This is a genomic window from Bradyrhizobium sp. P2_E8 (assembly GCF_056403875.1).
Genome location: NZ_JBFUES010001109.1, coordinates 1 through 2,279, shown reverse-complemented (window position 1 = coordinate 2,279; position 2,279 = coordinate 1). Strand labels below are relative to the sequence as shown.

At 66.4% G+C, this 2,279-nt stretch carries 2 protein-coding genes; one reads left to right on the top strand and one right to left on the bottom strand.

What is annotated here, in order from left to right; translation table 11 throughout:
- Positions 1–104 precede the first annotated feature (104 nt).
- On the bottom strand, positions 105–758 hold the full coding sequence (locus tag AC1D00_RS37320) for an ABC transporter ATP-binding protein (protein WP_027542228.1): 654 nt from the start codon (positions 756–758) through the stop codon (positions 105–107).
- A gap of 143 nt (positions 759–901) precedes the next feature.
- On the opposite strand from AC1D00_RS37320, the gene AC1D00_RS37315 reads away from it, so the two are divergent.
- A complete protein-coding gene (locus tag AC1D00_RS37315; RefSeq protein ID WP_477014113.1) occupies positions 902–2,236 on the top strand; it encodes an MFS transporter in 1,335 nt (444 codons plus the stop codon).
- The last annotated feature ends 43 nt before the right edge of the window (positions 2,237–2,279 follow it).

The window sequence follows — 2,279 nt, the reverse complement described above, 5'->3', positions numbered from 1 at the left end:
CCACAGCGCGGTTGCGGCGATCAGCCCGATCAGAAGCGTCGCGAACTGCATCCTGTGCCGCCGCCAATGGCTCAGGAGCACCGCGAGGACCCACAGCGCGCGCTTCATGTGATCCGCCCCGCATGCAGGGTGAGGTGGCGGTCGAGCGTAGCGGCCAGATGCAGGCTGTGCGTCACCATCAGGAAGCCGCAGCCGGTGCGCGTGACGAGGTCGCGCGTCAGCGCCAGCACGTCCTCGGCGGTCGCTTCATCCAGATTGCCGGTCGGCTCGTCCGCGAGCAGCAGCGAGGGTTTTGTCGCCAGCGCCCGGCCGATCGCGACGCGCTGCTGCTGGCCGCCGGACAATTGCTCGGGATAGCGCGTCAAGAGGGTGCCGAGCCCGAGCCGTTCGACCAGCTCCCTGGACCAGGCCGCGTCATGCCGGCCAGCGATCCGCGCCTGGAAAGCCAGATTGTCCGCGACCGACAGGCTCGGGATCAGGTTGTACTGCTGGAATACGAGGCCGATCCGGTCGCGCCGCAGGCTCGCGCGTCCCGCGTCCGACAGCTTGGTGACCTCGGTGTCCTCGAGCCGGATCGAGCCGCCGTCGGCGGCGTCGAGCCCTGCGATCAGATGCAGCAGCGTRCTCTTGCCGCTACCGGATTCGCCGGTCAGCGCGACGCGTTCGCCGGCCTTGAGGTCAAGGTCGACGCCGCGCAGCACGTGGACCGGTTCGGCGGCCGCGGAGAACGTCTTGGAGAGATTTCGGATGCTCAGCACGATGAATGGCGCCGGACGGAATTAACGGAAATGCTGCGTAGCACACCTGCACCGGAAATGCCGGGGTTGCGTTGCCGTCGAAGCCGTTGTTAGCTCCAACAACGGCCAAATCAAAAAACTGCCAAAAAGACACGGGGAGAACGATGAGCGCTCAGGGAACGCCCATGGTGGCGGGCAAGACGACGACATCCGGGGAAACACCGAAGGGCGCCTGGACGGTCACCTTTCTGCTGTTTCTCTTCATGCTGGTGAACTTCGCCGACAAGATCGTGGTCGGCCTCGCCGGCGTGCCGATCATGACGGACCTCAAGCTCACTCCGGAGCAGTTCGGCCTGCTCGGCTCCTCGTTCTTCTTCCTGTTCTCGATCTCGGCCATCGTGGTCGGCTTCATCGTCAACAAGGTGCCGACGCGCTGGGTGCTGCTGTCACTCGCGGTGGTCTGGGCGCTGGCACAGTTTCCGATGGTCGGCACCGTCTCCTTCACCACGCTGCTGATCTGCCGCATCGTGCTGGGCGCCGGCGAAGGCCCGGCCTTCTCGGTCGCCGCGCACGCCATCTACAAATGGTTCCCCGACGAGAAGCGCACGCTGCCGACTGCGATCCTGTCGCAGGGCTCGGCCTTCGGCGTCATCCTGGCGGTGCCCGCGCTGAACTGGGTCATCGTCAATCACTCCTGGCACTACGCATTCGGCGCGCTCGGCGTCGTCGGCCTGATCTGGGTCTGTGCCTGGCTCGCGCTCGGCAAGGAAGGTCCGCTGGAGGACACGCAGGCCCTTGCCGTCACCGAGACGAAGATTCCCTATCTTCAGCTTCTCACCTCGCGCACCTTCCTCGGCTGCGTCGCGGCGACCTTCGGGGCTTATTGGGCGCTGTCGCTCGGGCTGACCTGGTTCACGCCGTTCATCATCAAGGGCCTCGGCTTCTCGCAGAGCCAGGCCGGCTGGATTTCGACCCTGCCCTGGGTGTTCGGCGCCACCATCGTGATCCTGACGGGCTGGATCTCGCAACTGATGATGGCCCGCGGCTCGACCACGCGCATCGCCCGTGGCGTGCTCGGCTCGGTCCCGTTGATCGTCGGCGGCCTGATCCTGGCGGCGATGCCGCATGTCCAGGGCGCCGCCCTTCAGCTCACCTTGCTCGTGATCGGAACGGGCTTGTGCGGCGCGATCTACGTGGTCTGCCCGCCCATGCTCGGCGAATTCACGCCGTCGTCGCAGCGCGGCGCGATCCTGGCGATCTACGGCGCGCTCTACACGCTCTCGGGCATCATCGCGCCCGCCGTGATGGGCACCGTGATCCAGCGCGCCGGCAGCATGCTCGACGGCTACATGACCGGCTTCACCATCAACGCCGTGATCATGGTCGGCTCCGGCCTGCTCGGCCTGCTCCTGCTCTGGCCGAACAGTGAAAAGGCTCGGCTGACGCGCGGTGCCGCCCCGAAGGCAGCGGCGCTGAAGGGTGTGGTGTCGCCGACGTAAGGGGCTCCAAAAGCCCGCCACAAACACAATCGTCGTCCCGGCC